20 protein-coding genes and 1 pseudogene are annotated in these 23816 nt (G+C 72.3%); 6 read left to right on the top strand and 15 right to left on the bottom strand.

From position 1 onward, the window contains the following. Positions 1-22: 22 nt before the first annotated feature. Positions 23-2425 (bottom strand): malto-oligosyltrehalose synthase, encoded by a 2403-nt coding sequence (treY, locus tag ABZ714_RS16560; protein ID WP_358825928.1) that lies wholly within the window; start codon positions 2423-2425, stop codon positions 23-25. Positions 2426-2608: 183 nt separating this feature from the next. Continuing rightward, positions 2609-4753: a glycogen debranching protein GlgX gene (gene glgX, locus ABZ714_RS16565; RefSeq protein ID WP_358825929.1), complete on the bottom strand. Its 2145-nt coding sequence runs from the start codon at positions 4751-4753 to the stop codon at positions 2609-2611. A gap of 592 nt (positions 4754-5345) precedes the next feature. Here glgX and ABZ714_RS16570 point away from each other — a divergent pair. Beyond that, entirely contained in the window at positions 5346-6599 is a 1254-nt protein-coding gene (locus tag ABZ714_RS16570; RefSeq protein WP_358825930.1) for an SAV2148 family HEPN domain-containing protein, read from the top strand. Positions 6600-6665: 66 nt separating this feature from the next. Then, positions 6666-7388: an exonuclease domain-containing protein gene (locus ABZ714_RS16575; RefSeq protein ID WP_358825931.1), complete on the top strand. Its 723-nt coding sequence runs from the start codon at positions 6666-6668 to the stop codon at positions 7386-7388. A 408-nt stretch (positions 7389-7796) separates the two neighbouring features. Here ABZ714_RS16575 and ABZ714_RS16580 read toward each other — a convergent pair whose 3' ends face one another. Further along, positions 7797-8648 (bottom strand): aminoglycoside phosphotransferase family protein, encoded by an 852-nt coding sequence (locus ABZ714_RS16580; protein ID WP_358825932.1) that lies wholly within the window; start codon positions 8646-8648, stop codon positions 7797-7799. 215 nt (positions 8649-8863) lie between these two features. Here ABZ714_RS16580 and ABZ714_RS16585 point away from each other — a divergent pair, with 215 nt between their 5' ends. From ABZ714_RS16585 to ABZ714_RS16595, 3 genes are all read left to right on the top strand, one after another. Then, on the top strand, positions 8864-9832 hold the full coding sequence (locus tag ABZ714_RS16585; protein WP_358825998.1) for a sugar ABC transporter permease: 969 nt from the start codon (positions 8864-8866) through the stop codon (positions 9830-9832). A 131-nt stretch (positions 9833-9963) separates the two neighbouring features. Beyond that, complete coding sequence (locus ABZ714_RS16590; RefSeq protein ID WP_358825999.1) at positions 9964-10740, top strand: carbohydrate ABC transporter permease; 777 nt, start codon at positions 9964-9966, stop codon at positions 10738-10740. After that, a complete protein-coding gene (locus tag ABZ714_RS16595) occupies positions 10740-12038 on the top strand; it encodes an extracellular solute-binding protein (RefSeq protein WP_358825933.1) in 1299 nt (432 codons plus the stop codon). The genes ABZ714_RS16590 and ABZ714_RS16595 overlap by 1 nt, the downstream gene beginning before the upstream one ends. A 348-nt stretch (positions 12039-12386) precedes the next feature. On the opposite strand, the gene ABZ714_RS16600 is transcribed toward ABZ714_RS16595, so the two are convergent. Next, on the bottom strand, positions 12387-14696 hold the full coding sequence (locus tag ABZ714_RS16600; protein ID WP_358825934.1) for an MMPL family transporter: 2310 nt from the start codon (positions 14694-14696) through the stop codon (positions 12387-12389). A 236-nt stretch (positions 14697-14932) separates the two neighbouring features. Between ABZ714_RS16600 and ABZ714_RS16605 the strand changes: the two genes are divergently transcribed. Then, entirely contained in the window at positions 14933-15478 is a 546-nt protein-coding gene (locus ABZ714_RS16605; protein WP_358825935.1) for a DUF1697 domain-containing protein, read from the top strand. A gap of 48 nt (positions 15479-15526) precedes the next feature. On the opposite strand, the gene ABZ714_RS16610 is transcribed toward ABZ714_RS16605, so the two are convergent. The 11 genes and pseudogenes from ABZ714_RS16610 to ABZ714_RS16660 all read right to left on the bottom strand — a co-directional run. Then, complete coding sequence (locus ABZ714_RS16610; protein ID WP_358825936.1) at positions 15527-15721, bottom strand: DUF4236 domain-containing protein; 195 nt, start codon at positions 15719-15721, stop codon at positions 15527-15529. Positions 15722-15897: 176 nt separating this feature from the next. Then, entirely contained in the window at positions 15898-16698 is an 801-nt protein-coding gene (locus ABZ714_RS16615) for a sirohydrochlorin chelatase (protein WP_358825937.1), read from the bottom strand. Between the two features lie 8 nt (positions 16699-16706). Next, positions 16707-17621 carry an ABC transporter permease gene (locus ABZ714_RS16620; RefSeq protein ID WP_358825938.1) on the bottom strand — a complete coding sequence of 305 codons (915 nt, stop codon included), beginning with the start codon at positions 17619-17621 and terminating at the stop codon, positions 16707-16709. Next, a complete protein-coding gene (locus tag ABZ714_RS16625) occupies positions 17608-18414 on the bottom strand; it encodes an ABC transporter ATP-binding protein (RefSeq protein WP_358825939.1) in 807 nt (268 codons plus the stop codon). Before ABZ714_RS16625 ends, ABZ714_RS16620 begins: the two co-directional genes overlap by 14 nt. A gap of 33 nt (positions 18415-18447) precedes the next feature. Beyond that, complete coding sequence (locus ABZ714_RS16630) at positions 18448-19560, bottom strand: aliphatic sulfonate ABC transporter substrate-binding protein (protein WP_358825940.1); 1113 nt, start codon at positions 19558-19560, stop codon at positions 18448-18450. A gap of 213 nt (positions 19561-19773) precedes the next feature. Beyond that, positions 19774-21153: a GTP-binding protein gene (locus tag ABZ714_RS16635; RefSeq protein WP_358825941.1), complete on the bottom strand. Its 1380-nt coding sequence runs from the start codon at positions 21151-21153 to the stop codon at positions 19774-19776. A 3-nt stretch (positions 21154-21156) separates the two neighbouring features. Next, positions 21157-22089, bottom strand: coding sequence for a sulfate adenylyltransferase subunit CysD (cysD, locus tag ABZ714_RS16640; protein ID WP_358826000.1), 933 nt, complete (start codon positions 22087-22089; stop codon positions 21157-21159). Positions 22090-22094: 5 nt separating this feature from the next. Further along, a pseudogene (cysC, locus tag ABZ714_RS16645) lies at positions 22095-22637 on the bottom strand (adenylyl-sulfate kinase); the annotation flags it as partial. Between the two features lie 84 nt (positions 22638-22721). Further along, positions 22722-23420, bottom strand: coding sequence for a phosphoadenylyl-sulfate reductase (locus ABZ714_RS16650; protein ID WP_358825942.1), 699 nt, complete (start codon positions 23418-23420; stop codon positions 22722-22724). Next, positions 23417-23605 carry a hypothetical protein gene (locus tag ABZ714_RS16655; protein WP_358825943.1) on the bottom strand — a complete coding sequence of 63 codons (189 nt, stop codon included), beginning with the start codon at positions 23603-23605 and terminating at the stop codon, positions 23417-23419. Before ABZ714_RS16655 ends, ABZ714_RS16650 begins: the two co-directional genes overlap by 4 nt. Next, positions 23602-23816: hypothetical protein (locus ABZ714_RS16660; protein WP_358825944.1), on the bottom strand; the 215-nt coding region annotated here is incomplete at its 5' end. The genes ABZ714_RS16655 and ABZ714_RS16660, both read right to left, overlap by 4 nt.

The raw sequence follows: 23816 nt of genomic DNA on the forward strand, positions 1-23816 counted from the left end.
CGCCGCGCCCTTCGCCTCCCGTTCACGGCCCCTCCGCCGTCCCCGCCCGGATCAGCAGCGCCACCGGGCCGTCCAGGAACAGCTCCGCCGCCGCGACCTCGCCGCCCCGTACCGTACGGCCCGACAGCACGTCCGACCACGAGCCCGCCGGCAGTCCGACCCGCGTACCGCGCCAGCCGCCCGCCTCCGCGAGCCGCAGCGCCAGCCGGGTGACGGCCGCGACGACCTCACCCGTCCGGCAGTACGCCACGCAGTGGCCGGCCGCCGGGCCCGACACCGCCAGCGGTACGTACGTCCCCGCCGGGCCGAAGACCTCCGGCCGCTCCCGGCGCAGCCGCAGCGCCGCCCGGGTCAGCGCCGTACGATCCGTCGCCGGACCCTCCTCGAAGGGCGCCCGGTTGTCCGGGTCGACCAGCGCCCGGTACTCCCGTTCCGTGCCCTGGTAGAGGTCCGGCACGCCCGGCATCGTCAGGTGGAGCAGCGCCGCGCCCAGCGCCTCCGCCCGGACGTACGGCTCCAGCTGGCGGGCGAACCGGGCCACCGCGTGGAGCCCGGGACCCGCCGGACCCGCCGCCACGAACGCCGCGAGGGCCCGCTCGTACGTCTCGTCCGGCTCGGACCAGCCCGTCCGTACGCCCGCCTCCCGCGCGCCCTTCAGCAGGGCCGCCGCCAGCCGGTCCCCGTAGGGGAAGCCGAAGCCGACCGCCGTCTGCCAGGCCGTCCACGCCGTATGCGGATCCGGCGCCCGGCCGCCGTCCGCCCGCCCGGCGGTCTCGTCGGTGACCTCCCGGAGGAAGGCCGCCCACCGCTCAGGGCACTGGGCCAGGACCGCGATCGCGGCCCGGACGTCGGCGCTCCGTTTGGTGTCGTGCGTGGTCAGCACCGTTCCGGTGGCGGGCAGTTCCCGGGCGATCCGCTCCGCGTGGGCGTGGAACTCGGCCGGGGAGACCGCCGGGCGCGCCGGATCCCCGCCGACCTCGTTCGCGCTCAGCAGCGGTGTGTAGCGGTAGTACGCGGTGTCCTCCACGGACTTGGCCCGGACCGCCGACGCGGTCTGCGCGAACCGGGCCCGGAACTCCTCGTGGTCCGGGCCTTCGCCGCGCCGCCCCAGGGCCAGCTCCCGTACCGCGTCCACCGCCGTGGACTCCGCCGCCACCGGGAAGACGCCCTTCGCGGCAGCCGCGGCGGCCAGGGTGAGCACCCGGTCGCCGCCGTCGTCGCCTCGGTAGGGACGGTAGACCGGCAGCCGGACCAGCAGTTCGCGGATCGCCGCCGCCAGCGCCCACGGCGCGTGGTCCCGCAGTCCGGGGTCCCCGGCGCAGATCCGGGCCGCGAGCCGGGTCAGGGCGGCGGTCTCGGCGGCCAGCTCGTACGTCACCATGCGGTACGCGGCGCGCAGCCGGGTCGGTTCCCACCGGCCGCCCAGATCCGGCGGGACCCCGGTGAACTCCCGGTACAGGCCGGACAGCTCCGCCGCGCCCGCCGGGTCGGTGAAGAGCCCGTCGATCCGGTACAGCGTGTCGTAGCCGGTCGTCCCGGCCACCGGCCAGGAGTGCGGCAGCCGCTCGTCACCGGTGAGGATCTTCTCCACCACCGTCCAGCACGCCCCGCCCGTCGCCTCCGCGAGCCGCCGCAGATAGCCCTCGGGGTCGGCGAGCCCGTCCGGATGGTCGACCCGCAGCCCCGACACCACCCCGTCCCTGACCAGCTCCAGGATCTTGGCGTGGGTGGCGTCGAAGACCTCGGGGTCCTCGACCCGGACCCCGATCAGATCGGTGACGGTGAAGAACCGGCGGTACGTCAGCTCGGTCCTGGCCAGCCGCCACCAGCCCAGCCGGTACCACTGGGCGTCCAGCACGGCGACGAGATCGACGTCCGGCCCTTCGGGGACGGTGCCCGGCCGCAGGGGGAAGCGCCGCTCCCCGTACTCCAGGGCGTCCCCGCCGATCCGCAGCCGTTCCAGCTCCGTACCGAACGGACCGGCCAGGACCGGCAGCAGTACCCGGCCGCCGCCCGCCTCCCAGTCGATCGCGAACCAGCGGGCGTACGGCGACTCGGGACCGTTGCGCAGTACGTCCCGGATCGCCGGGCCGTGCTCCGGGGCCAGCGCCATGTGATTGGGCACGATGTCCACGACCAGGCCCATGCCGTGCGCCCGTGCCGTATCGGCCAGTTCCCGCAGCCCGGCCTCGCCGCCCAGCTCCTCGCGGACCCGGGTGGGATCCGTGACGTCGTAGCCGTGGGTCGAGCCGGGGACCGCCTCCAGGACCGGGGACAGATGGAGATGGGTCACCCCGAGCCCGGCGAGATACGGCACCACGGCGGCGGCCCGGGCGAACGGGAAGGCGGGCTGGAGCTGGAGCCGGTAGGTGGCGCCGGGGACGGCGGGTACGGGGCCGGGCGCAGGGACGGGGGAGGTGCTCATACCGGCGTACGTACCCGTCGCGCGGACGTTCCTGTCACCGGCCCCGTCCGGTCCGGACCGGCGCTGGGCCGGACGGGGGAACACCGCGGGATCCGCCCGATCGCCCGTCCGGGGGCCTTCCCCGGCCGAGCCGCCGGAGGCCGGGCCGGGCCGGACGGGCCGCCCGCTCGTGAGGGCCGGGGGTCAGGCCGGGCGGCGCAGTACCGTCAGACTGTGGCACGGAAGCCGCAGCCGGGCCCCCGCCGACACCTTCGCCCCGCCGCCCGGCGGCACACCCTCGGGCCGGGCGGTGTCCACGACCACCCGCCAGTCGCGGCCGTGCCGGGCCGGGACGGTGAAGCCGAGATCCCTCGGGCCCGCGTTGAACATCAGCAGAAACGAGTCGTCGGCGATCCGCTCACCGCGCGGCCCCGGCTCCGAGATCGCGTCCCCGTTGAGGAAGACCGTCAGCGCCCCGGGCCGGGCCGCCTGCCAGTCCCGCTGGGTCATCGGATCCCCCTCCGGCGTGAACCAGGCGATGTCGGTGAGCGCCCCGGGCGGCCCGCCGGGGCCCTCGGCGTCGAGCGGGAGGCCCCGGAAGAACCGGCGGCGCCGGAAGACCGGATGGTCCCGCCGCAGCCACACCATGGTCCGGACGAAGTCGAGCGGCGACTGCTCGCCGGGCGCCGTCACCTCGCCCGGCTTGGGCCAGCGCACCCAGGACAGTTCGTTGTCCTGGCAGTAGGCGTTGTTGTTGCCGTGCTGGGTGCGGCCGAACTCGTCGCCGTGGCTCAGCATCGGCACCCCCTGCGACAGCATCAGGGTGGCGATCAGATTCCGGGTCTGACGGTCCCGCAGCTCCAGGACCGCCGGATCGTCCGTCTCGCCCTCCGCCCCGCAGTTCCACGACCGGTTGTGGCTCTCCCCGTCGCGGTTCCCCTCCCCGTTGGCCTCGTTGTGCTTGGTCTCGTACGACACCAGATCCCGCAGGGTGAAGCCGTCGTGGCAGGTGACGAAGTTGATCGAGGCCAGCGGGCGGCGGCCGTCGCACTGGTAGAGGTCCGACGAGCCGGTCAGCCGGGACGCGAACTCGGCCAGCGTCCTCGGCTCGCCGCGCCACAGATCCCGGACCGTGTCCCGGTACTTGCCGTTCCACTCCGTCCACAGCGGGGGGAAGTTCCCCACCTGGTAGCCGCCCTCGCCGACATCCCACGGCTCGGCGATCAGCTTCACCTGGCTCACCACCGGATCCTGCTGCACCAGATCGAAGAACGACGACAGCCGGTCCACCTCGTGGAACTGCCGGGCCAGGGTGGCCGCCAGATCGAACCGGAAGCCGTCGACATGCATCTCCGTCACCCAGTACCGCAGCGAATCCATGATCAGCTGAAGTACGTGCGGGGACCGCATCAGCAGGGAGTTGCCGGTACCGGTGGTGTCCGTGTAGTGGCGGCGGTCCTCCGCCAGCCGGTAGTACGAGGCGTTGTCCAGCCCCCGGAAGGAGAGCGTCGGGCCCAGATGGTTCCCCTCGGCCGTGTGGTTGTAGACCACGTCGAGGATCACCTCGATCCCCGCCCGGTGCAGCGCCCGGACCGCGTGCTTGAACTCCAGTACCTGCTCGCCCCGCTCCCCCCAGGAGGCATAGGCGTTGTGGGGGGCGAAGAAGCCGATCGTGTTGTAGCCCCAGTAGTTGCGCAGCCCCGCGTCCACCAGCCGGTGGTCGTGCACGAACTGATGGACCGGCATCAGTTCCAGCGTCGTCACGCCCAGCTCGGTGAGGTGCGAGATCACCGCCGGATGGGCCAGCCCCGCATAGGTGCCGCGCAGCTCCGGCGGCAGCTCCGGATGGAGCATCGTCAGGCCCTTCACATGGGCCTCGTAGATCACCGTCCGGTGGTACTCCGTCCGGGGAGGCCGGTCGTCCCCCCAGTCGAAGTACGGATTCACCACCACGGACGCCGGGGTGTGCCCCGCCGAGTCCAGGTCGTTCCGCGACTCGGGGCGGCCGAAGTGATATCCGTAGACCGGCTCGCCCCAGGTCACCCCGCCGCTCAGGGCCCGGGCATACGGATCGACCAGCAGCTTCGACGCGTTGCACCGCTGCCCCTGCTCGGGCGCGTAGGGGCCGTGGACCCGGAAGCCGTACCGCTGCCCCGGCATCACCCCCGGCAGATAGGCGTGCCGGACGAACGCGTCCGCCTCCCGCAGTTCGACCCGCTCCTCCGTTCCGTCGTCGGCCAGCAGACACAGCTCGATCCGCCGCGCCGCCTCGGAGAAGACCGCGAAATTGGTGCCGGCGCCGTCGAACGAGGCACCGAGGGGATACGCCTGCCCCGGCCAGACCTGCATGGAGGAACTCCGCCCCTTCCGATCCGGGTGGGTGGGGGAAAGGGCGCCCGGATCCCGCTCGAACGTACCGTGACCACCCCCGGCGCGCCCGGCCGGACGACGCCGCGTCAACAACGCGAGAACGACCGTCACCCGGACGGCGGAACGGCGGGGGCGGGTTGCCGTCGAGGGGCGCCGGGCGACCGCCGCGCGCGCCCGGACCCGGCCCGGCGCGCACGGCGGCCATGAGCGGCCGGAGCCGTACGGGCCGGTGCGCCCGGTGCCGGTCCCGGGCCGGGCAGGACCCGCGCGGTACGCCCGTACCGCCGTACGGCTCCGGCGCCGCGCCCCGGCCCCGGGCGGATCCGCCACGCGGCGACGGCGGTACACCACCGGAGACCCGACGGCGCCCGCCGGGGCGGATCCGGCGCGGACCAAAGGCTCCACGGCGGCCGATCCGCTATGAAACCGCTCACTCCACCCCCCGTCGACGGCCGGAACACGCCGGATCGGGGCGGCAGTTGGTAAAGCGGCCCGACGATCCGGCTGCACCTCGTCCCGCTCCCGGAGTAGTCTGCGTTGATCTTTGGTGGGGGACGGGAAGGGGACGCGGGTGAGTGCGGGAGGGCTGGAGCTACCCCCCGGTGACGGCGGTCACGAGGGGGATTCGGCCGACGTCCCGCCGGGGGCGGTGTCCCTCGCCAGACCGCTGGAGATCGGCGCCGAACTCGACTGGGACGCCGAATCCTGGATCGAGGTCCGGACCCGGGCCCAGCGCGCGGGCCGGGCGTACATCTGGCTCAATCTGGTCGAGCAGCGGCTGCGCGCGGTCGTCGCCGCCGTACTCCGTCCGGTGTACGAACCCGTACACGGCGACGACTGGGTGGTCGCGGCGGCGGGCCCGGCCGGGCAGGAATGGGTCCAGCGGGCCGTCGCCGTCCGGGAGGTCTCCCGCCGCAAGGGCTATCTCCTCGACCCCGCCGACGACAACGTCCTCTCCTTCCTCACCCTCCCGCAGCTGCGGGAGCTGATGGTCCAGCACTGGCCCTGCTTCGAGCCCTACCTCGACGACCGGCGCGACGTCGAACTGGCCCTGGACGAGCTGGAGGTCGCGCGAAACGTCGTCTCCCGCAACCGGGCGCTCAACGAGGCCGTACTCGCCCAGGCGGAACGGGCCTCCGCCCGGCTGCTGGACATACTCGGCAGCGGAACCGGCTCCCGCTCGGCGGACCGGCTCCCCGTCGACGCCGTCGAAGACCTCGTCGGCGACCGGTACGCGGACGTGGTCTCCGTCCACCCCGACCGGGTCAGACTCCAGCGCCAGCTCCCCGCCGAGGACCTCTTCGGCGGAGCCCGGCGGCTCGACGCCATCGGCATCGGACTCAACCTCCTGGTCCAGAACTTCTCCGGCCGCAGACTCGTCCGGCTCGCCGAAGGCGGGGCCCGGGTCCGGCTGGCCTTCCTCAACCCCGCCAGCAGCGCCGTCAAACGCCGCGAACGCGAACTCGGCCTCCGCAAGGGCGAACTCAGCCGCACCGTGGAGATGAACATCCTCCATATGCGGCGGGTCCGCTCCCGGCTCCGCGACCCCGGCGCCTTCGAGATCCAGGTCTTCGACGAGACCCCCCGCTTCACCGCCTACCTCGTCGACGGCGACGGGCCCGACGGGGTCGCCGTCGTCCAGACCTACCTCCGCAAGGCGCGCGGCATCGAGGCACCCGTCCTCGTCCTGCGCGGCGGCGGACGGCGGTCCGTGGTCCGCCCCGGACAGCCCGGCGACCCGGCCGACCCCGGCGAGCACGGCCTCTTCCAGACCTACCGCGAGGAATTCGAGTCGATGTGGGCCGACTCCCGTCCCGTCTCATGAGTGTCAGTGGCACGTGACAGGGTGAGGACATCAGGGGGAACAGCACCACAGAGGAGGGGGTCCACCATGACCTGGCACACGCAAGAACTCGTCGGCTTCGACCTGGAGACGACGGGCACGGAGCCCCGCGAGGCCCGGATCGTCACCGCGGCGGTCGTCAGGACCGGCCCCGACGGCGTCCTCGACCGCCGGGTCTGGCTCGCCGACCCCGGAATCCGCATCCCCGAACAGGCCGCGGCGATCCACGGCATCACCACCGAACGCGCCACCGCCGATGGCCGCCCGGCCCCCGAGGTCGCCGACGAGGTCGCGGCGGCGCTCTGCGGACACTGGGCGCGGGGGGTGCCCGTCGTGGTGTACAACGCCCCGTTCGACCTGACGCTCCTCGGCGCCGAACTCGACCGCCACGGGCTGCCGTCCCTCGCCGACCGGCTGGACGGCGCGGCACCCGGCCCGGTGATCGACCCCCTGACCGTCGACCGGGCCGTCGACCGCTACCGCAGAGGCAAGCGCACCCTGGAGGCCGCCGCCGCGGAGTACGGCGTCGCGCTCGCCGACGCGCACGACGCCACCGCCGACGCGGAGGCGGCGGTCGCGGTCGCCCGCGCGCTGGCGGCCCGTCACCGTACGGTGGCGGCGCTCACCGTGCCCGAACTCCACGAACGCCAGATCCGCTGGTACGCGGCGTGGGCCAAGGACTTCGAGTCCTTCCTCCGCCGCAAGGGCGACGCGTCCGCCTCGGTCGACGCGACCTGGCCCTTCCACGAGCCCGCGGACGCGCTCACCTGACGCAGGCCGTCGCCCGGGTGCTTCGGCTCTCTCGGGCCTCGCCCCCAAGACCGGGACGCGCCCGGCGCCCTGGTGTTGTCGGCGGTCTGCGGCCCGCCTTTGGCTTGTCTCGCAGTTCCCCGAGCCCCTCAATGCTCTCCCCGGCACCGCCCCTGGAAAAGGGCCCCGCCCCCGGGTGAGCGGGGGTGGTCGCTTCCCAAGGGCGTTCAGGAGGGCAACCCAGGGGCGCGGGGAACTGCGCGACCAGCCACGGACGGCGCGCGGGCGCTCGACGGCGCTCGCCCGGCAGGGCATTTGGCGCAAATCCCGACCTGGAGGCCAAGGGGCTGGGGTCCACGGACCAGGGAGACGGCACTCGGCGTCAACCTGAAACGGCGCGGCGCTGCCCACGGCGGGAGGCGCCCGGCGTTAGAAGGGGTACCACCTCGTCGCGACGCCCTCGCGGAGGGAGTGGACCCTGCGGGTGAACTCCTTCAGCGCCTTCGGGTTCGTCGGGGCGTGCTGGGCCACCCACGCACAGCTCGCCGTCTCCCGCGCGCCCCGCAGCACCTCGCAGCCCTCCCACTCGCGGACGTCCCAGCCGTACGCCGTGACGAACGCGTCGTACGCCTCCGCCGGGAGCCCGTAGCGGTCGTGCGAGAGGGCCATCACGACCAGATCGTGCTCGCGCAGATCCGCCGAGAAGGTCTCCAGGTCGACCAGGACCGGACCCTCCGGCCCGATATGGACATTGCGTGGCAGCGCGTCCCCGTGGATCGGCCCCGGTGCCAGCCGGGGCGTCAGCGCGGCGGCGGCCGCCGCGAAACCGTCCCGCCGCTCCCGGAGGTAGGCCGCGTCCGCCGGGTCGATCGCGTCGCCCGCCAGCCGGAGCCACCGTTCCACCCCGCCGAGGAGTTCACGCGGCGGCAGTACGAGCCCGGGCGGCGGCTCCGGCAGTGCGTGGACCCGCCGCAGCAGCGCCGCGAGATCCGCCGGGCCCGCGGGGCGTACCGGGTCCGGCAGCCGGTGCCAGACCGTCACCGGGTGACCGTCGACGAGCCGGGCCGCGTCCTCCGCCGGGCGTACCGCGGGCACGTCCTCGGCCGCGAGCCACGCGCCGACGGCGACCTCCCGTTCCGCCCGGGCCAGAAGTTCGGCCGTCCGGCCGACCTTGACGACGAGGCCGCCCGCCGTGAAGACCGCGTTCTCGCCGAGGGCGATCAGTTCGCCCCCGGGCAGCCCGGCCGCCGCCAGCACCTCGCGTGCCCGTGTCGCGTCCACCGCCGTACCGCCGTCCTTCCGTGTCCCGTGTCGTACGCCGTGCCCGGTGCCTCGTGCCCCGCTCACCCGTACGAACACGCCAAAGTGTCGCATCCGCGGCAGGTGTGCTTGACGGGCCCCCGGCCGCTCAGGACCATGACCTGGGCCAGTGACGGGGGTCACACCGGCCGGGGCCCGCCCCGGTCCGAAGTGAAGGAGCCGAATCGGTGACAGGTGTGACGGCGGCACCGGAGACCGGCCGAACCGGGGCCGGGAAGGTTCGGCGGACCCGGAAGACCCGGAGAGCCGGGCCCGGGCGGACGGGGCCCGCGAAACCCCTCGACCACGGCGCCTGGTTCCTCGTACTCCCCGCCCTGATCCCCATCCTGATCCTCAGCGTCGGCCCCCTGCTGTACGGTGTGGCGCTCGCCTTCACCGACGCCCAGTCGGGCCGGACGGAGTCGACCCAGTGGATCGGGCTGCTCAACTTCCACGATCTGCGGCAGGACACCCTCTTCTGGGAGTCCTTCGGGATCGGGCTGGTGTGGGCCGTCGGGGTGACCGTCCCCCAGTTCCTGCTCGCCCTCGGTCTCGCCCTGCTGCTCACCCAGCGGCTGCGGCTGCGCTGGCTCGCCCGGTCGCTGGCGATCATCCCCTGGGCGATGCCGGAGGTCGTGGTCGGCATCATCTGGCGGCTGGTCTACCACCCCGACGCGGGCGTCCTCAACGAGACCCTGCGCGATACCGGGCTCGGGGACGGCCGGGACTGGCTGACCGGTCTCGGTACGGCCCTGCCCGCGGTGATCGTGGTCGCCGTCTGGGCGGGGATGCCGCAGACCACGGTCGCCCTGCTCGCGGGCCTCCAGAACACCCCGCGCGAACTGCACGAGGCCGCCGCCCTGGACGGCGCGGGCGCCTGGTGCCGGTTCCGTACCGTCACCTGGCCCGCGTTGCGGCCCGTCGCCCTGGCGATCACGGCACTCAACTTCATCTGGAACTTCAACGCCTTCGCCCTGGTGTGGGTGCTCACCAGCGGCGGACCCGGCGGACGGACCCGGCTCCCCACCCTCTTCGCCTACGAACAGGCTTTCAAGTACGGCCAGTTCGGCTATGCCGCCGCGATGGGTCTGGCGATGGTCGCGGTGATCTCCGTACTGCTCTCGGTGTATCTGGTGGGACGGCTCGGAGGAGGCGACGAGCGGTGACCCGGACACCCACGGCGGAGCCGCGACGGCCCCGCACCCCGCTCCCCGCCGGGACCCGGCCCCGATCCCGGCCCCGGAATGCGCGCCGGGCCGCCGGCCGGGCCGCCCAGTACGCCGCCCTCACCGGCTATCTGCTCTTTCTCGCCCTGCCGTTCCTCTGGCTGGTCTCCACCGCCTTCAAACCGGCCCGGGAACTGGCGTCGCTCCACCCCGCCTGGATCCCCGACGATCCGACACTCGGCAACTTCCGGCAGGCGTTCGACGAGCATCCGCTGCTGCGGGCCGCCGGGAACAGTCTGCTGGTCGCGCTCGCCGCCGCCGTGATCGCGGTACTGATCGCGACCCCCGCCGCGTACGCCGTCGCCCGGATCAGGGGCAGGCTCTCCACGGCCACCACGGTCTGGGTAGTGGTGAGCCAGGCGTTCCCCTTCGTCCTGGTGATCATCCCGCTGTTCCTGGTCCTGAAGAACCTCCGGATGATCAACACACTGTGGGGGCTGATCCTGGTGTACGTGGTCTGGGCGCTGCCGTTCGCCCTGTGGATGCTGATGGGATACGTCCGCGCCGTCCCCAGGGAGCTGGAGGAGGCCGCGGCCGTCGACGGCGCGGGACGGCTGCGGACCCTGGTCTCCGTGACGGCACCACTGCTCGCGCCCGGGATCGTCGTCACGGCGCTCTTCTCCTTCATCATCGCGTGGAACGAGTTCTTCTTCGCCCTGGTCCTGTTGAAGTCACCGGAGAAACAGACCCTGCCGGTGGTGCTGACCCACTTCCTCGGCGCGGAAGGCGTCGCCGACCTCGGGCCGCTGGCGGCGGCGGCGTTCCTGGCCACCCTCCCGTCGCTGGTGATCTTCGCGCTGATCCAGCGGCGGATCACCGGCGGCGTCCTCGCGGGGGCGGTGAAGTGATGCGGCGCGCGTTCGCCGCCGCGGCGGCCCTGCTCCTCCTCCTCACCACGGCCGCCTGCACCGGCGGCGGCGCGGACGGCGCGGACGGGGTGATCCGGCTCAGGTTCCTCTCACTGGCCTGGCAGCAGGAGTCCGTGGCCGCCAACAAGGAGCTGGTACGGGAGTGGAACGCGGCCAACCCCGGGGTACGCGTCCAGTACGTCCAGGGGAGCTGGAGCAGCGTCCACGACCAGCTCCTCACCTCCTTCGAAGGCGGTGAGGCGCCCGACATCATCCACAACGCCTCCGACGACCTCGCGGACTTCGCCTACGGCGGCTATCTCGCGGACCTCCGCACCCTGCTGCCGGACCGGCTGACCGCCGACATCCCGGCGGCGAGCTGGCAGACCACCACCTTCGGCGACGGCGTGTACGGGGTGCCGTTCCTCCAGGAACCGAAGGTACTGATCGCCAACCGGGACGCCGTCGAGAAGTCGGGCATCCGGCTGCCGACACCGGAACGGCCCTGGAGCTGGGAGGAGTTCCGGGCGGTCACCCGGGAACTCACCCGGACCATGGGGGAGGGGCGGCACGCGGTCGCCTGGCCGCTGAAGGAACCCGTCGCCACCACCCTCAACCTCGGCCTCTCCGCGGGCGGCCGGCTCTTCCACCGGGACACCGACGGAAAGGTCCGGATCCGCTTCGGCCCCGGCGACGCGCTGGTGCCCGGCGTGATCCGCGACCAGGTCAACGAGGACGGCACGGCCGCCAGGACGATCCTGGGCTCCGGTGGCTCCGACGCGCTGCCCGGCTTCTTCGGCGGCAAGTACGCGATGGTGCCGCTCGGGTTCTCCTACCGCCAGCAGATCGCGCAGCAGGCGCCCGAAGGCTTCCGCTGGACGGTCCTGCCGATGCCGGTCGGACCCGAAGGCCCGGTCCAGGGCGTCAGCCCGCAGACCCTCTCCATCTCCCAGGACACCCGGCACAAACGGGCGGCGGCGGCCTTCGTCGACTTCCTGCTGAAACCCGCGAACACGGTCCGGCTCGCCCGGGGCGACTGGATGCTGCCCACCGGGCGGACGGCCCTCGCGGACCCGGCACTCACCGTCCCCGACGACGGCTGGTCCGTCGGCACGGCACTCGCTCGGGGACTGCGGTCCGCGCCCGCGCAGTCGGTACGGGGCTACCCCGAATGGAAGGACAAGGTGGCGACCCCGGCGTACCAGGAGTACTACAACGGGGCGATCGGGGAACGCGAGCTGAAGCGCCGCCTGGAACGCGACGGCAACTTGGTCCTGGCGCGCTACCAGCGCGACTGACGCCGCGTCTTGGCCCTCCGGCTCGCCGCCTGTCCGGGCCGCGCCCGGCGCCCGTGCGTTGTCGGCGGCCCGCGGGCCGTCCCGGGCTTGTCGCGCAGTTCCCCGCGCCCCTGGGTTGCCCTCCTGGCCGCCCTTGGAAGGAGACCGGACCTCGTACCTGGGGCGGGCCCCCTTTCAGGGGTGGTGCTGGGGAGGGCATTTAGGGGCGCGGGGAACTGCGCGAACGGCCCAGGACGGCCCGCAGACCGCCGACGACATCAGCTCGCTGGACGGGACCCGGGTTGTGGAGCTCACCCGGAGGGCCAAGGCGCTGGGGGCGGAACCGCGCGACCAGTCGCCCGCCGGGCGCTAGCCGACCGGGACCGGGGCCGGGTTCGTGGTGGGGGCGGCGGGCTCCGGGGAGACGGGCTCGTCGTGGGTCAGGTCCGGCAGGCGGTGGAGCCACTTCGGGAAGTACCAGTTCGCGTCGCCCAGGAGCGCCATCACCGACGGCAGCAGCACTCCCCGGATCACCGTCGCGTCGATCAGGACCGCCGCCGCGAGGCCGACGCCCATCTGCTTCATCGACTGCATCGACAGCGTGCCGAAGATGGCGAAGACGGCGACCATGATGACGGCCGCGCTGGTGACGACGCCCGCCGTGGTGACCACGCCGTGGGAGATCGCGTCCCGGGTGTCCATGCCCCGCAGCTTCGCCTCGCGGATCCGGGAGACCACGAAGACGTGGTAGTCCATCGACAGCCCGAACAGGATGACGAAGAGGAAGAGCGGCAGCCAGGCCACGACCGCCCCGACGCCCTCCGCGCCGACGAGCGACGCGCCCCAGCCGTGCTGGAAGACGGCGGTGAGGATGCCGTACGCGGCGCCCACCGAGAGCAGGTTGAGGACGATGGAGGTGATCGCGATCGTCAGCGAGCGGAACGACAGCAGCATCAGGACGAAGGCGAAGACGACGACGAACGCGAAGACCGGTACGACCGCGCCCGACAACTGTTCGTTGAAGTCCTTGGATCCGGCGACCTGGCCGGTGATCGGTGCCTCGACGCCGGAAAGGGTGCCGAAGACCTCGGGCCTGACCTCGTCCCGCAGCAGGCCGAGGCTCTTCTCGGCGCGTTCCTGGTCGGAGCCGCCGACCAGCGGTACGGAGATGAAGGCGATATTCCGGTCGGGGTGGCTCTCGACCTTCACGGGGCCCTGGGACGCGCCCGACGACACCGCCCGCTCGGTGAAGGTCCCGATGGCCCGCTTCACCGGCGCCGCGTCGATGTCATCGGCCCGGACGACCACGGTCGCGGGCTCGGCCCCGCCGGGGAACGCCTCGTTGAGCCGCTCGTACGTCGCGACGATCGGGACGGAGGAGCCGAACTCCTGGTCCAGCTTCAGCTCCTGGGTCTTCATCCCGATCGCGGGCAGCGCGATCGCGGCCAGCGCGCCGGTGGCGATCACCAGGGACGCGACGGGGCGCTTGAGGACCCGGCCGAGTACCGCCCGCCAGAACCGGCTCTCGCCGTTGCCCTTCTTCAGCCGGGCCAGGAACGGTACGCGGCCCTTCTCGACCCGCTCGCCGAGCAGCGACAGCAGCGCCGGGAGCACGGTCACCGAGCCGACCATCGCGACGGCGACCACGATCAGCGATGCCAGGCCCATGGACTCGAACTCGCCGATGCCGGTGAAGAGCATGCCGCCCATGGCGACACAGACCGTGACACCGGAGACGACCACGGCCCGGCCGCTGGTGGCCGCCGCGATCCGGATCGCCGTCGCCGCGTCCCGTCCGGCCGCCCGTTCCTCGCGTTCGCGCCGCAGATAGAAGAGGCAGTAGTCGACGCCGACGGCGAGACCGACGAGCAGCATCACCGAGTTCGCGGTATCCGTCATCGGCATGACCTGGCTGACCAGGCCCATCAGCCCGATCGTGGCCATGATGGCGGTGATCGCCAGGAGCACCGGGACCAACGCGGCCACCAGCGCGCCGAAGGCGATCAGCAGAATGCCGAGGGCGACGGGGACGGCGGAGTACTCGGCCTGCTTGAAGTCGTCGCCGAACGCCTTGTCGAAGACCTTCTCCATACTGGCGCCGCCGATCTGTTCGATCCGCAGCCCGGGGTGCTGGTCCTGGGCCTTCGCCACCGCCTTCAGCAGCGGGTCGACCCGTTCGGGCGCGGTCTGTGGATCGCCGCGTACGTCGAACTGGACGAGGGCGCTGCGGCCGTCCTCGGATATGGCCCCGGTGTCGTAAGGGGAGGACGGCTCGGTGGCCTCACCGGTCGCCTTCACCTCCTTGATCACCGCGGCCACGGCGGCCCGGAACTCCGGGTCCTTCGCCCCGGGCCCCTTCGCGTCCCGCGCGGTCAGCAGGACCCGCTCGGTCGCCGGGTCCTCGATCCCCGCGTCCTCGATGATCCGGGCCGCCTGGGACGTCTCGCCCTTCAGCTGGTCGCTGTCCTTGAGGTCCTTCTGCCCGACCGCCGTGCCGGCGACCATCGTCACCAGGACGAACAGCACCCAGATCCCCACCGCGGCCCAGCGGTGCCGGGCGCTCCACCCCCCGGCCCGCGCGGCGAACCCACGCGGCCCCGCGCCCCGCCCGCCGTTTCGCCGCCCGGGTCTGCCGCCCGGCCCTCCGGCCGTCTCCGTCTGCCCCACTGTCCGCGCCATGAGCGTCCGCGCCCCTCCCGGCCCCGCGCCGGCTCCGTACCGGCGACTTCAGGTCACGGACAACGACGCTAGGGGCGGCCGTCGGCCGGGGGATCCGTCTCACCGGTGAGCCGGGAGCCGCCGCTCTCATCCGCCGGTACCGGTCGCGTCCCCGACGCGGAAGACCGCGACCCCTTACACCTATCGCCCTGACGGGACGGCTGCGGCTCCCGGGGAGCACGGCCTAGGCTGAGCCCATGACCACGGGATACGCGGCACTGCTACGGGGGATCAACGTCGGAGGGCACCGCAGAGTGCCCATGGCCGAACTGCGGGAAGTCCTCGAAGGACTGGGCCACGGCGGCGTCGCCACCTATCTGCAGAGCGGCAACGCGGTCTTCACCAGCCCCCGCGGGGACGAGGACGCCCTCGCCCGGGAGCTGGAACGCGCCATCGAGGAGCGTTTCGGGTTCGCCGTCGACACCCTGGTCCGCGATGCGGCCTATCTTCGGGCCGTCGCCGACGGCTGTCCCTTCCCGGCCGCCGAGCTGGAGGGCCGCCGGCTCCATGTCACCTTCTTCTCGCAGCAGGTGACCGCCGAACGGTTCGCCGCCGTCGACCGCCGGGCGCATTCGCCCGAGGACTTCCGGCTGGGCGACCGGGCGCTCTATCTCTACGCCCCCGACGGCCTCGGCCGCTCCAAGCTGGCCGACGCCCTGGCCCGCCCCACCCTCACCAGGGGCCTGGTAGCCACCACCCGTAACTGGAACACCGTCAGAAAGCTCGTCGAGCTGACGGGCTGACGGCGCCGGGCCGGGTGCCGCCACCGGGCCGTGAAGCGGAGCGGCGGCTCAGTGGCGGTGCCGCCGGTCCCGGCGGAGCGAGAAACCACCGGGCAGCCGTACGGCGCCGCCGCGCGCCCCGCGCCGGTCTCCGGTGATATGCGCCCGGCGTCCGCCGAGCGACCAGGACCAGCCGTGGCGGCTGATGGTGACATGGAGCAGCTTCGGGATCACGGTGATCCGCTTGTGGTAGTGGAACGGCATACCGGGCCTCCTTCCCCTCGGGTACCTTCCCAAGGCACCTTCTCAAGGCACGGTATCCATGATGCGCCGTGACCGGCCCGGTCCCGTCACCGCCCCGCGACGATCGTGTCACCGGTGGCCCGGCCCGTATCCCCGGCTTCGACCCCGAGACGTCCTCGGGGTCGGGCAGCTGTGGATCAGGCGCTGACCCCGAGGCGGCCGAGCGCGCCGGGGACCGGTTCCGAGGCCGTCTTCGCCGGGGTCGCCGCCGCCACGGCCTCGTCGAACCGCCGGACGACCAGCCGGGCCAGTTCGGGGCAGGGGCCCAGTACGTCCGCGAGGACGTCCGCGTCCCGGGCGCCCTCGGCGATCCGGTCCGGCAGCCGGCCCGGCGCGATCACATACGGGGCGACGGCCACCCGGGCGCAGCCGTCGGCCCGGAGCAGGCGTACGGCGTCCTCCGTACGCGGAAGGGATGCGGAGGCGAACGCAGGCCGCACGGAGCACCAACCGGTGCGCCTCAGCTCCCGCGCCATGTCTGCGATCACTGCGATCGCCTCCGGGTCCGTGGAGCCCGCCGAGGCCAGTACCAGCCCCGTCGAGCGTCGTTCGGCGGGGGTGCGTCCGGCCCCCGCCTCGTACAGCCGCCGCCGTACCGCCGCCGTCAGCAGCGGTGACGGGCCCAGCACCCCGGCCTGCCGGATCCGTAGTCCGGGCAGCCGGGCGGACGCGTCCGCCAGTACCGCCGGGATATCCGACTTGGCGTGGAAGGCCCTGGTCAGCAGCAGGGGAAGCGCCACGACCTCGGCGCCCGGGTCCTCGGCGGCGAGCCGTTCGAGGACCCGGGGCACCGTGGGCGCGTCGAAGTCGAGGAACCCCGTCTCCACCCGCAGCCCCGGCCGCAGCGACCGGACCCGGCGCACCAGGGCGTGGACGGTCGCGGCGTGCCGGGGATCACGGCTGCCGTGGGCGACGACGAGGAGACGGGGTCGGTCCATGACTGCGCTCAGCTCTTGACGAGGAGACCGCGGCCCCGAAGGATCGCGCGCTCCAGTGGACTGAAGATGAGCAGATCGATGGCGATGCCGACCACCAGGATCAGCAGGATCGCCAGGAACACCCCGGGCATGTCCGAGTTGTTCCGGCCGTTCTCCAGCAACTGGCCGAGACCGAGGCCCAGATCGGGCGACGAGGCGATGATCTCGGCCGCCATCAGGGACCGCCAGGAGAACGCCCAGCCCTGCTTGAGTCCGGCGACGTAGCCGGGCAGCGCGGCGGGCATCACGATGAACCAGGTGCCCTTGAGCCCGGTCGCGCCCATGGTGCGGCCCGCCCGGAGGAAGAGCGGCGGTACCTGGTTCACCCCGGAGACCAGTCCGTTGGCGATCGACGGCACGGCGCCCAGCAGGATGACCGCGTACATCATCTGGTTGTTGAGCCCGAGCCAGATCACCGCCGGGGGCACCCACGCCACCGAAGGCAGCGACTGGAGACCGGAGAGGATCGGCCCGATCGCGGCCCGGACGAACTTCACCCGGGCGACCAGCAGCCCCAGCGGGGTGCCGATCGCGAGGGCGAGCAGAAAGCCCAGCAGACCGCGGGAGACACTCGTCCAGACGATCTCCAGCAGGGTGCCCTGCATCCACAGGTCGGACACGCTGTCCCAGACCGCGGACGGCGCGGGCAGGCTGCCCTCCTCGGTGACCTCGGTCGAGACCAGGGTCTGCCAGATCACCAGAACCAGTGCCACCGCCGTCAGCGGCGGCACCACCTTCTCCAGCAGTACCTCTTTGAACGACGCACGCTGGGTCTGGACGGAGTCCAGGGCGTCGAGCCCGGCCTCCAGACCGGCGAGATCGTGGTTCCCGCCGTCGTCCCCGGCCCGGCCCTTCGCCGGGGACGGTGTCTCAGTGCTGGCCATGTCGGCGGATCTCCCCCCGCAGTTCCTCGGTGATCTCGACGGACAGTTCGGCCACGGCCGAGTCCTCGATCCTGCGCGGCTGTTCGATGCCGACCCGCCACTCCCGGGCGATCCGGCCCGGTCGCGACGACAACAGCACTACCCGCTCGGCCAGCCGCACGGCCTCACGGACGTTGTGGGTCACGAAGAGCACCGAGAGCCGGGTCTCGCGCCAGATCCGGGTCAGCTCGTCGTGGAGCACGTCCCGGGTGATGGCGTCCAGCGCCGCGAACGGCTCGTCCATCAGCAGCAGCTGACTGTCCTGGGCGAGCGCCCTGGCCAGTGCCACCCGCTGCCGCATACCACCGGAGAGTTCGTGTACCCGCTTGCCGTACGAGCCCGACAGCCGGACCAGCTCCAGCAGCCGCTCCGCCTCCGGACGCCGCTCGGCCTTGGGGACGCCGCGCAGCCGCAGCGCCAGTTCGATGTTCTTGCCCGCGGTCAGCCACGGGAACAGGGCGTGCTCCTGGAACATCAGGGCAGGCCGCCCGCCGGGGGTCTCGATCGACCCCGCGGTCGGCGCGTCGAGCCCCGCCACCAGATTGAGCAGGGTGGACTTGCCGCAGCCCGACGCCCCCAGGAGGGTGACGAACTCGCCCGGCGCGACATCGAGGCTGATGTCGTCGAGGACGAGTTGCCGCCCCCCGGGCGTGGCGAAGGTCTTCGACACGTGTTCGATGCGTGCCGCGTGATCCGCCGGGGCGGTCTCGGAACCGGAATCCGTCCGGCCCTTCGGCAGTGTGGTGCTGGCCATGGTCGTCACCTCCTGGGATTCAACGCGTACGGCTTACTTGACGCCGAGCCCGGCATCCGAGGCCCCGGGCTTGCCCTCGGTCTTCAGGACCTTGTTCAGACTCGTCAGGTCGTAGATCCCCGCCAGGTCGGGCTTCTTCAGCAGCCCGGCCTCCACCGCGTAGTCGGCCTGCGTCTTCAGCGTCGCGGCCAGCGGGTCGTCGAGGAACGTGATCGACGGCCAGGCGCTGTCGATGATCTCCTTCGGCAGCTCCTTGCCGGTCAGGGCCTTCAGCCGGGCGTTGGCGGACGCCTTCGCCCGGTTCGGGTCGGCGTTGATCCAGGCATTGGTCTTCACCGTGCCGCGGACGAACGCCTCCACCACGTCCGGGTGGTCCTTCAGGAACTTCTGGGAGACGATCACATGGGTGATCACGAACTTCTTGTCCGGCCAGAGCGTCGACTCGTCCAGCAGGACCTTCGCGCCCTGGGCGACCAGCCGGGACGCGGTCGGCTCGGGAGCCCAGGCGCCGTCTATGGAGCCCGACTTGTAGGCGTCCGGGGCGATCTTGTTGTCGGTGCGGACCACGGAGACGTCGCCCTTGCCGCTCTGCGGGTCGGTCTTCCAGCCCCGGGTGGAGATCCAGTTGAGGAAGGCCACGTCCTGGGTGTTGCCGAGCTGCGGGGTGGCGATCTTCTTGCCCTTGAGGTCGTCCAGGGTCTTGATCTTGTCGGGGTTGACCACCAGCTTCACGCCGCCGGAGGCCGAGCCCGCCACGATCCGCAGATTCTTCCCCTTGGACTTGGTGAACCCGTTCACCGCGGGGGAGGGGCCGATGAAGCCGATGTCGATGGAGCCCGCGTTCAGCGCCTCGATCTCGGAGGGACCGGCGTTGAACGTGGTCGACTTGATCTGGGTGCCGCCCAGCTCCTTCTGGAGGATGCCCTCCTGCTCACCGACGAGCGCGGTGGCATGGGTCAGGTTGGGGAAGTAGCCCACCCGGACGGAGTCCGCGGAGAGCTTCTCACCCTTGGCCACGGGGGCCTTGTCGTCCTTGTCGGACTTCTCGGAACCGTAGCCGCAGGACGCGAGGGCCCCGATCAGCAGCGGCAGTGCGGCGGCCGCGGCGAGCGAGCGGCGCAGCGGGGTTCTGGACTTGGCAGGCACGCGAGGGTTTCCTCTCGTAAGCCCCGGGGCACCCGCCGCGCGGGCGCGGCGACCGGGACATGGGTGGTGGATGCAGCCGTCCGGAACGGACGGATCGGACGGATCGGGCGACGGGTCATCCCGCACATCGCGCGACACCTCCCGATCCGGAGCCGAGCCTGCCGCTGCCCACCCGGCCACCCTCGACGGCGAAGGTGGCGAATACATTTCTCATCAGAAGTCCCACTCCGCGTCCTGGCCGGTCGTGGTGTTCGGGTCCGCCGGGGCGGCCCTGTCGGCGGTGGCGAAGGACTCGCCCGCCATCCCCGCCGCCAGCGTCGTGCCGTCGGCGGGGTCGATCAGAAGGAATGAGCCGGTACGCCGGGACTCCGCATAGGCGTCCAGGGCGATCGGCTCGGCGGTCCGCACCTTCACCAGACCGATGTCATTGGCGACCAGCTTCCCGGGCTCCGGGTGGTGGGAGAGATCGTCCAGGGTGACCCTGGCCGGTATCTCCTTGACGATCGCCTTCACCGTCCGGGTGGTGTGCTTCAGCAGCACCCGGTGGCCCACGGTCAGCGGCTGGTCGGCGACATGGCAGACCGTCGCCTCCAGGTCCCGGCCCGGCTCGGGCGCGTCCGCGGTCGGCACGATCAGATCACCGCGCGAGATGTCGATGTCGTCCTCCAGCAGGAGGGTCACCGACTGCGGGGTCCAGGCGACGTCCACCCGCTCGCCCAGCAGATCGATCGCCTTCACCGTGGAGGTCCGGCCGCCCGGCAGCACCGTCACGGACTCACCCGTACGGAACGTGCCCGCCGCGATCTGCCCCGCGTACCCCCGGTAGTCCGGGTGTTCGGCGCTCTGCGGCCGGATCACGTACTGCACCGGCAGCCGGGCGTGGCAGCTCGCCAGATCATGACTGACCGGCACCGTCTCCAGATGCTCCAGCACCGTGGGGCCGCCGTACCAGTCCATCGTCGCCGAAGGCTCGACCACATTGTCCCCGGCCAGGGCCGAGATCGGGATCGCGGTGATCTCGGGGACCCCGAGCGCCGTGGCGTACGCGGTGAACTCCTCGGCGATCGAGGCGAACACCTCCTCCGCGTACTCCACGAGGTCCATCTTGTTGACCGCGAGCACCACATGCGGCACCCGCAGCAGGGCGGCGACGGCGGCATGCCGGCGAGTCTGCTCGACCACCCCGTTCCGGGCGTCGACCAGGACCACCGCGAGATCGGCGGTGGACGCCCCGGTGACCATGTTCCGGGTGTACTGCACATGCCCGGGGGTGTCCGCGAGGATGAACCGCCGCCGGGGCGTGGCGAAGTAGCGGTAGGCGACATCGATGGTGATGCCCTGCTCCCGCTCGGCCCGCAGACCGTCGGTGAGCAGCGCCAGATCGGGGCCCTCGGCGCCCCGGCTCCGCGAGGCGTGCTCGACCGCCTCCAACTGGTCGGTCAGGACCGACTTGGAGTCATGGAGCAGCCGTCCGACCAGGGTCGACTTACCGTCGTCGACCGAACCGGCGGTGGCGAACCGCAGCAGCGTCGTCGTCGCCGACAGCAGCGGGTCCGCCGCGCTCGTGCCGTCGGTGGTGGGGGTGGATGTCATGATCTAGAAATAGCCTTCCCGCTTGCGGTCCTCCATCGCCGCCTCGGACAACTTGTCGTCCGCGCGGGTCGCGCCCCGTTCCGTGAGCCGGGACGCCGCGATCTCCGCGATCACCGCTTCCAGGGTGGTGGCGTCCGAATCCACGGCACCGGTGCACGACATATCGCCGACCGTGCGGTAGCGCACCAGCCGCCGCTCCACCGGCTCGTCGTCGGCCGGACCGCCCCAGTCCCCGCCGGTCAGCCACATCCCGTTCCGGGCGAAGACATCCCGCTCATGGGCGAAGTAGATCTCCGGCAGCTCGATCTTCTCCCGGGCGATGTACTGCCAGACGTCCAGCTCGGTCCAGTTGGAGAGGGGGAAGACCCGGACGTGCTCACCCGGCGCGTGCCGGCCGTTGTAGAGCTGCCACAGCTCCGGCCGCTGCCGCCGCGGATCCCACTGCGAGAACTCGTCCCGGAGCGAGAACACCCGCTCCTTGGCCCGCGCCTTCTCCTCGTCGCGCCGCCCGCCGCCGAAGACCGCGTCGAACCGCTCGGACGCGATCCGCTCGGTCAGCGGCAGGGTCTGCAGCGGATTACGGGTCCTGTCCGGGCGCTCCCGCAGCACCCCCCGGTCGATGTAGTCCTGGACCGACGCCACATGCAGCCGCAGCCCGTGCCGGGCCACCGCCCGGTCGCGGTACTCCAGCACCTCGGGGAAGTTGTGCCCGGTGTCCACGTGCAGCAGGGCGAACGGCACCTTCGCCGGGGCGAACGCCTTCAGCGCCAGATGCAGCATCACGATGGAGTCCTTGCCGCCGGAGAACAACACCACCGGCCGCTCGAACTCGCCCGCCACCTCGCGGAAGATATGCACCGACTCCGACTCCAGGGAGTCCAGGTGCGAGAGCGCGTACGGACTGTCGTCCACGTCCTGGCTCGCACCCGTCACCACGCCACTCACACCAGGCCCCTCTCGGCCAGCAACGCCCACACCGCGTCCGCGGACTGGGCCACGGTCTGGTTCTGGGACTCGATCCGCAGATCGGGGGAGTCCGGTACCTCGTACGGATCGTCCACACCGGTCAGCCCGGTCAGCTCACCCGCCGCCTGCTTGGCGTAGAGCCCCTTCACATCCCGCTCGGAGCAGACGTCCACCGGCGTCGCCACATGCACCTCGGCATAGCCGGTGCCCTCGGCCTGGTGGCGCTTGCGGACCGCCTCACGGCTCTCCTCGTACGGCGCGATCACCGGTACCAGGACGATCACCCCGTGCGAGGCGAGCAACTCGGCGACGAAGCCGATCCGCCGCACATTGGTGTCCCGGTCGGCCCGGTCGAAGCCCAGCCCGGCGGAGAGGAACTCGCGGATCTCGTCTCCGTCGAGTACCTCGGTACGCCGCCCGCGGGCCCGCAGCCGGCCGGCGACCTCGTGCGCGATCGTGGTCTTTCCGGCGCTCGGCAGGCCGGTGAGCCAGATCGTGGCCCCGGTCATGTGATTCTCCGATTCGTCATCAGCGGCTTCGTCATCGGTGGCGGAACGGCGCGGCCCGGGTCGGCCCGTCGTCGTCCGTCCTGTGGTCGGCGGTCAGCCGTGCAGTCCGCACTCCGTCTTGCCGCGTCCTGCCCAGCGCCCGGCGCGGGCGTCCTCGCCCGCCGCCACCCGGCGGGTGCAGGGGGCGCAGCCCACCGAGGCGTAGCCGTCCATCAGCAGTGGATTGGTCAGTACCCCGTGCTCGGCCACATAGGCGTCCACGTCGTCCTGGGTCCAGCGGGCGATCGGCGAGACCTTCACCTTCCGCCGCCGCTCGTCCCAGCCCACCACCGGGGTGTTCGCCCGGGTCGGGGACTCGTCGCGGCGCAGCCCGGTCGCCCAGGCGTCGTAGCCGGCCAGCCCCTCCTCCAGCGGCCTGACCTTCCGCAGCGCGCAGCAGAGGTCGGGGTCGCGGTCGTGCAGCCGCGGCCCGTACTCCGCGTCCTGCTCGGCGACGGTCTGCCGGGGCGTGAGGGTGATCAGCCGTACGTCCATCACGGCCTCGACGGCGTCCCGGGTACCGATGGTCTCCGGGAAGTGGTAGCCGGTGTCGAGGAAGACCACGTCCACACCCGGTCTGGCCCGGGCGGCGAGATGGGCCACGACCGCGTCCTCCATGGAGGAGGTGACACAGAACCGGTCGCCGAAGGTCTCGGCGGCCCAGGTCAGGATCTCCAGCGCCGGAGCGTCCTCCAGGTCGTGCCCGGCCCGCTCGGCGAGGGCCCGTAGCCCGGCCGTCTCCGTGACCGTCATATCGCGTCCTTTCCCCCGTCACCGCTGCCGCGCTCACGCAGCCCCCGGGCGAGCAGCCCGAGGAACTTCAGCTGGAAGCCCCGGTTGCACGCCGCGCACTCCCAGGCGCCGTGCCCCTGCTCGTTGGGCCGCAGGTCCTCGTCCCCGCAGTAGGGGCAGTAGAACGGGGCCGCACGCTCACTCATCGGGTACCGCCCTCGGGGGCATCGTCGTTCTGTTCGCTTCTCCGCTCGCGCGGCGTCGTGCGGGTTTCGTTGCCGTCCGCGGCCCGGCAGCCGCGCGCGCGTCGCTCACGGTGTTTGTTCTGTTCGCTTCTCCGCTCGCGCGGCGTCGTGCGGGTTTCGTTGCCGTCCGCGGCCCGGCAGCCGCGCGCGCGTCGCTCACGGTGTTTGTTCT

This window comes from Streptomyces sp. NPDC006798 (assembly GCF_040635975.1).
Taxonomy (GTDB): Bacteria; Actinomycetota; Actinomycetes; order Streptomycetales; family Streptomycetaceae; genus Streptomyces.